Below are 6,119 nucleotides of genomic sequence, written 5' to 3'. Positions count from 1 at the left end.
TCTGGCCAGACAAGAAACTGGGAGCCGATGGGCACTGTGATGTTGAACCCGGATCGGCAGCAGCAGACCGAGAAAAGAGCGGCATAGTTAGACGGCGACGCGACAACAACCTTGAAAAACGCCGAAAGTCTGCCATCGGTCGTCTAAAATTTTTTGATAGTAAATCCTACTGATGGCGCCCAGGTTGGTGTAGCACACCACATCCACCAAAATCTCATGACTTTGTTTCAGACCTAAAAACCGCCAAGGCAGGGCCGCTCATTTGAGGTAGCTTTAAGTCATCAGGGAGCCACCATTATGATGTGCTCGTACTGTCTCTAAGTTCTCCATCATAAGTTTAAAATCCGCTACGAATTCCGGGTCACGATCCTGCCCGCGATCTCCGAACCGGTTTGCCTTTCTCTTAATCTTGACCACTGACAGCCATCGACTGAGCCTGAGCTGAGAGCGCCACACAAAATGTTGGGCTGAGAGCTTATCTCCGCCGATGGGTACGGGCTCTGTGGTATCCCAATTGCTTTGAAAGAGTGAGTCTGGCTCAAGCCTTTGGCAACTGTCTTTGACATACTGAGCTTGAGAGCTCGAACTAAAAATCACTGACGACGTCCGACTTCGGAACTGCAGAGAGTTCAATAGCCTGACGTCTTCTGTGGAGTTTAACTTGGTAAAGCCATCCCGCCCATTGCCCACCTTATAGGTACGACTATCATAAAAGGTAAGCATTAAGCGATTTGATATGGGTAGAAAAATATGTACCCCCTGCTTCGTCAGGCTGGTGGCACACATACCAGTTTCGTCTTTTAAATACCAATTATAAAAGCAGGATGGATTGTCTGAAAGTACAAAATCCAAGGGTGTTGAGTTAATAAATACGTGGGGCTCCAGATCTCGAATGAGTGGCCAATTCAAAGCGCTTCCGACTGCTGAGATCCTTAACAGATCCTTCTCATCCTCAAGCACTATCGATACCCCTTCAAATTCCTTGGGATCATGACCAAGGATTTTAAGCTGCTGGGCCACATATGAGTCTGTGTAGCTTTTCAAATTACCTCTTGCCGTCCCGTAAGCGCCGGGTGTTCTTCCTAACTGAACCAAGACAAAACGAAGAAGATCGACGTCCTGACGCGGAATTCTCTCAATTGGGTTAGCTATTATCTGAGCAATCTTAGGGGCTGCCAGCGCCTCAACGGTACAAAGAAAATTTTCAACTTGGTTATCTTTGTCGTAAAAGAAGTTTTCTGACAAAACACCTTCAGGCTTGGTGGCGCGAAGAATATCGCGAGAGCTATCGTATGTCCAAACTTTGCCTTTGATAGCAAAGTTTCTAATTAATAGTCGAGGAACATAATGCTGATTTTTTGTGATGTTAACCATGTAAACTTCCGTATTTAGCCCATGTAGCGATGTTTGCCTACCAGAAACTTCGACAGGAGCATGAGGCTGGACACCCGGCACTCACTCTATGTGCCAAAGCCGACCAACGGTGCTGCGTGGCAGTCCCAACTGCCGACTGACTTCCAACTGGGAAAGCCCAGTATTCTTCAGTTCCCGTACCGCCTTCAGTTTTTCTGCAGCAGCGGCTGATTGGGGGGCTACAAGTTTGTTTGGCTCACTAGGGAGCACCTCGTCGAGAACACCCAAGACGAGCAATTCAGCGAGCGTCTCATTCAAAGCTGAGCGTGCCGTCTTACCCTCATGGGAGGCAGCTACCAGTGTGAGAAATGTAAGTGGTGTTACCCCCAATGCCTGAGCGATATCAGCAGTTAGGTCGACACTGGCTGATCTAGTCGATGCCTCCAATCGGCTGATGTGCCCTTGATCGGTCTGGGCTTGGAGCTCTGTCTGCGATAAGCCCCGCCGCATCCTTAGCCACTGTAATGTTGCTGCGTACGCCTTGCGCAAAGACATCCAGGCTGTTCTCCCCCAAAAGGAGACGGTATGCCGCGTTTGATTGATCCCATTCAAATGTATATAGTCATAGCGATGGGATTTGCAGCCTGCCTGCGCCAATCAACACGTGCTCCGCACGCTGAATTTTGCTGTCGTCATGAGGATCATCAATTTATGGGTAATTCTTCGGAGCACGAGTTGCTCCGGGAGGGTGAGATATCGTCCTTCGGAACAGAGCTACCTCAAGCCGAAATAGAGGCATTGGTGGCGGATCGCTTCGGTCGGAAACCGTACTGTTTGGTCGAAGACTGGCTCATCTTTCACGTGGACGAGCCTCCTGAATCGCTCGCCAGGGTTCGCGCCATAGGCCTGCAGACAATGTTCCTTTATTCCCATTGCGTCACCTACGACAGCCAGGGCCGGTTCCCTCCAGGGGGCTGGGTACGCTCGACCCTGTGCAAGTCGTTCGACGGCGTTTGCCTGTTCGAGACCCGGAATACGGTGTATGCCTTGGTAGGCACAGGGCGCGAGATGACCGCATCGCTCAAGACAATATTCGGCTTATGTTAATCGCAGGCGCTAAGCAGGCCTGCTCCACACGAGATGCACGATGTTCAGGATTAGCATGCAAGACCAGGCCGGCCCGGTGGGTATGTTTGGGGACGGTCTCGCTCACTTTCACGCCTTGTCGCGATCCTTGGTTACTCATTGGTATCACGTCAGTCTCAAGCGCCGGCATGAGGGACGGTTCGTAGCTTATGAAGAGATGCTGAACGATGAGCCTCGCTTGGTGGAGCTGCTGGTCTCCCAAGACGAGAGCATTGTCATTCAAGATGTCCAGGTCGTTACCCCGGCATGGATGAACAAAGGGTCAGGCTGGAAGATGGAAAAGCTGAAATCGCTTTCCATGGGGTTCAACCAGGCTGAAGTGCCGATCTGTGTTCTGCAGGTCGAGAGTGGTGATGTGTACGTCAATACCCATCAGCGCGACCTCGATGTTGATGCCTTAGTTGGCGTCAGGGAGCTATATCGGCGCAGTGCTGCGACCACCGGCGTAGCCTCAGCTTCGGAGGCTGTGTAGCCATGGACGACATCAATACAGTCGCAGTCGATTTACACGAAAAGCGCTACTCGGACTTCGACCTCCTTCGCATCGCCAAAGCAGTGAGTCAAGACTACGACGGGCTGGTGACGGCCTACCTAGTAAATGTCCACATTCATGCGTGCAGTGCCGTTGGCGTGGTGTTCAGTCACATTTGCCCTGGGCCGTACCAACGGTTTGCAGATGGTAGGCTGATTCGGACATCGGACATTCAGTCCGTTACGAAGGAAGGTAAATTTTGGGTTATCAACACGGTCAACTCCAAGTACGTCATTGCGACGTTTAGGCGTGATGTCGGACGGCATAGTCTGCGTGAGTTCATGCGCATAGCGGGAGACAGGTATCTGCCAACGCCTGATCGCCTCCAGTAGCACCGAGGTCGTTGTTTTGGGCTTGCCCCGCCTCGGGGACGGCTGTCGTGAACCAATCCCGCTGTTGCGGGACTTGGCCCCTTCGAGTTTCCATCCTCAAGTCTCCGGCCCTACTTGGGCCTGTGCGCTCCGCTTGCCATTTCGGACGCCAGCACAATGGTGCCTGTTCGATTCCCTAACCGTTGGCCATTGAATCCGGTCTCCGAGGTTTTGACCGCTTCCTCGGGAGCAGATAGTTATTGGACACTTTCAGCGATATCGTATGCTCGGTTCCCTATGCTTAGCCAAGGACGTGTGGCATGCCGAAGATCAAACCACTGGATATGAAGCTAATCGACCTTCTTTTCGAGATGGAAGGGGGCTACGTGTTGGACTTCTCAGACCGCACCATGTCCCAGTTCTTCCTCGGAGAGCTGGAGATCGATATTGATGATCCGCTGTTCACTGCGGATGGCACATCCAAAGCTAGGCGCCTGCGGAGCTTCCTCACGCTTGCCGATACACCGACTTGCGTGCGAGCGCTCAAATCACTCTGGCAATATCGTCAGGCTGCGCTGGCCAACCAACACAAAGGTGAACCTGTGGTTAACGCCGAGGGGCGCTTCCTGACTTTGATTCAAGGCTTGGAATCCGGCTCATCTGCCGACGTCATCAAGGCCGATCCGTTCGCAGCTGTGCGTCAGGTAAATGTTGATCAGGCGGCTCAGTTGAAGAGGGCCCTATTGGACATTCATAAGCTCGCTCCTCAAGCACGTGGCTACGCATTCGAGACTTTCCTCCAGCAGCTGTTTGAGGCATCCAGCCTCCAACCTCGCGCACCATTTCGGAATACGGGGGAACAGATAGATGGAAGCTTCCAGTGTCGAGGGGATATCTACCTTGTTGAGGCGAAATGGGTAATGAACCCTGTTGGTGCAGGGGAGCTGCACATCCTTCAAGGCAAGATCAGCGAAAAGGCAGCTTGGACACGAGGTGTTTTTATCAGTTACTACGGATTCACTGACGTTGGGCTGGAGGCATTTGGACGCGGCAAGAGCCTGATATGCATTTCGGGAAAAGATATCAACGATGCTTTAGAGAAGCACATACCATTCGCAGATGTAATCGACCGCAAAGTGCGGGCGGCTGCTGAGACAGGTTCAGTATTCGTACCTTTGGATCAATTGTTCTAAGCCCATGCGGCAAAGCTATGGGAAATTTCATCAGGGGCTCCAATGTACCTAACCATCATGAAGCCCGAAGTGCTTCAGGACGTTGCATCGCTCGGTCGTGGTCTTTGGATTGTAGATGGCCCTGACGGCCCAGTGCTCGTGGTCAAAGCGGGCAAAGAATTTATCCTCGCCGCACGTGAGAAGCGCGAGCTGAAGTTCTATCTCGCGCCATACGAGTCTGATGAGGCGCAAGGCCTGACGCTGTTGACGGCCTGCTTTGATGACCCGATTAGTCCGCTGACTATTAAAACACCCCTGATGGGTAGCGATCCTTTTACAGAGGGGCTGAAAAGCCTTCCTGACCATTTTAGCGTCTGTTTTTTTGATGAACACAATCGCGAGCTTCTTAGTAGTACAGCGCACGCTAGCCTTGAAGAGCTCCGAAAGCATGCAAAGGGTGTCAATCCCTTGGGGAAGGAGCACTGGCATCTCATGATGGAGCAGGCAGATGACTGGTTCAGCTTTACGACTAGGGAAGACGACAGCCGAGCAGTAACGTTGACGCTCTTGGAGGATCTATTTCCAAGCGACTTCCTGATCACCGACCTCACTCGCCAAGGCTTCCAGGGCTCCAGAGGTTTCTCAAATACTCACCTTGAGCGACCGGAGCCAGGACACCTACAGGAGCTGGATATCATCTATCTGCTCCAGCGTGCTTACTCGGCGGAGCAAATCATCCATGGGCCAGTGAAAGTCTCCGATGGGGAAGAGCTGACCGATGCTGTTGTTTTGGGGACGGAGGTCACGCTTTTACTACAGGCTAAGGACAGCCCAAACACAGCTGAGATGATGGGGACAAAGCTTGAACGAAAGCGTAAGAAGGCCCTGAGTCAGTTGAAAGGAGGCCTATCGCAGCTACGTGGCGCAGTTTCAACTATCGAGCGTGAGGGGAATCCCGCGCTGCGGCTTGTTGATGGTACGCCCCTCAAAATCGATCTTGCAGCACGTCCCCTTGTAGGAGTCGTGGTGGTAAAAGAGCTGTTTAGCGATACCTATGAAGAGTACGGGGCCATGATCTTGGATTTCATGGATGATGTACGTGTTCGTGTAGTGGCATTTGATTACAACGAGTTCGAGGTTATGACGCGGCACTGCCCGTCAGAGCAGGCACTCCTTTCGGCATTCTGGCAAATTTCCGAGTGCGCGGTTGAACAGAGGATCTATCCCAGACTTCGCTTCACTGAGCTGCCCCCACGCTGATTCACCATCATGGCCAGCCCATGAAGCGTAACCTCAACGAATTCCTGCACTGAACTAGAGGTTTAGACGTCACTTCACCGTCGTAAAGGTTAGCGACCCGCAACAGTACCCTGGCATCACTGAGCAAACATGCCAGCGATAATCCTGGCGTCGAGCAAAGCATGATGGGGCAGCTCCTCGCCCTCGCTAGTCGGAGTAAGTGTCGTTGCGTCAGTAGGTGTTGCCGCTGACCGAAAACTGACCCAGTAGAGGCTGTTCTGCCGACTGAAAACTGACCCAGGTGTTCAACTGCTTCTGCTCACTTTTTGAGCAGGAGAACACAGGGTGATCAGCATGGAAATGTTG

General features: G+C 52.2%; 7 protein-coding genes. 5 read left to right on the top strand and 2 right to left on the bottom strand.

Going from position 1 to position 6,119, the window contains the following annotated elements; translation table 11 throughout:
- Positions 1 to 273: 273 nt before the first annotated feature.
- On the bottom strand, positions 274 to 1,374 hold the full coding sequence (locus AACY18_RS27610; protein ID WP_339466802.1) for a DUF4238 domain-containing protein: 1,101 nt from the start codon (positions 1,372 to 1,374) through the stop codon (positions 274 to 276).
- Between the two features lie 81 nt (positions 1,375 to 1,455).
- Entirely contained in the window at positions 1,456 to 1,863 is a 408-nt protein-coding gene (locus tag AACY18_RS27605; protein ID WP_230081863.1) for a helix-turn-helix domain-containing protein, read from the bottom strand.
- Between the two features lie 201 nt (positions 1,864 to 2,064).
- Between AACY18_RS27605 and AACY18_RS27600 the strand changes: the two genes are divergently transcribed.
- The 5 genes from AACY18_RS27600 to AACY18_RS27580 all read left to right on the top strand — a co-directional run bounded on the left by AACY18_RS27600 (position 2,065) and on the right by AACY18_RS27580 (position 5,774).
- Positions 2,065 to 2,460, top strand: coding sequence for a DUF6957 family protein (locus AACY18_RS27600; protein ID WP_339466804.1), 396 nt, complete (start codon positions 2,065 to 2,067; stop codon positions 2,458 to 2,460).
- Between the two features lie 40 nt (positions 2,461 to 2,500).
- A complete protein-coding gene (locus AACY18_RS27595; RefSeq protein ID WP_339466801.1) occupies positions 2,501 to 2,971 on the top strand; it encodes a hypothetical protein in 471 nt (156 codons plus the stop codon).
- A 2-nt stretch (positions 2,972 to 2,973) separates the two neighbouring features.
- Positions 2,974 to 3,363, top strand: a complete 390-nt coding sequence (locus tag AACY18_RS27590; RefSeq protein ID WP_256344286.1) for a hypothetical protein — start codon at positions 2,974 to 2,976, stop codon at positions 3,361 to 3,363.
- A 299-nt stretch (positions 3,364 to 3,662) separates the two neighbouring features.
- Positions 3,663 to 4,535: a restriction endonuclease gene (locus AACY18_RS27585; RefSeq protein WP_339466799.1), complete on the top strand. Its 873-nt coding sequence runs from the start codon at positions 3,663 to 3,665 to the stop codon at positions 4,533 to 4,535.
- Between the two features lie 42 nt (positions 4,536 to 4,577).
- A complete protein-coding gene (locus AACY18_RS27580) occupies positions 4,578 to 5,774 on the top strand; it encodes a hypothetical protein (protein WP_253277981.1) in 1,197 nt (398 codons plus the stop codon).
- The last annotated feature ends 345 nt before the right edge of the window (positions 5,775 to 6,119 follow it).

The organism is Pseudomonas sp. EA_65y_Pfl2_P74, assembly GCF_963970575.1.
Taxonomy (GTDB): domain Bacteria; phylum Pseudomonadota; class Gammaproteobacteria; order Pseudomonadales; family Pseudomonadaceae; genus Aquipseudomonas; species Aquipseudomonas baetica_A.
The sequence above is the reverse complement of the archived record's forward strand: the minus strand, read 5'-3'. Positions and strand labels throughout refer to the sequence as shown.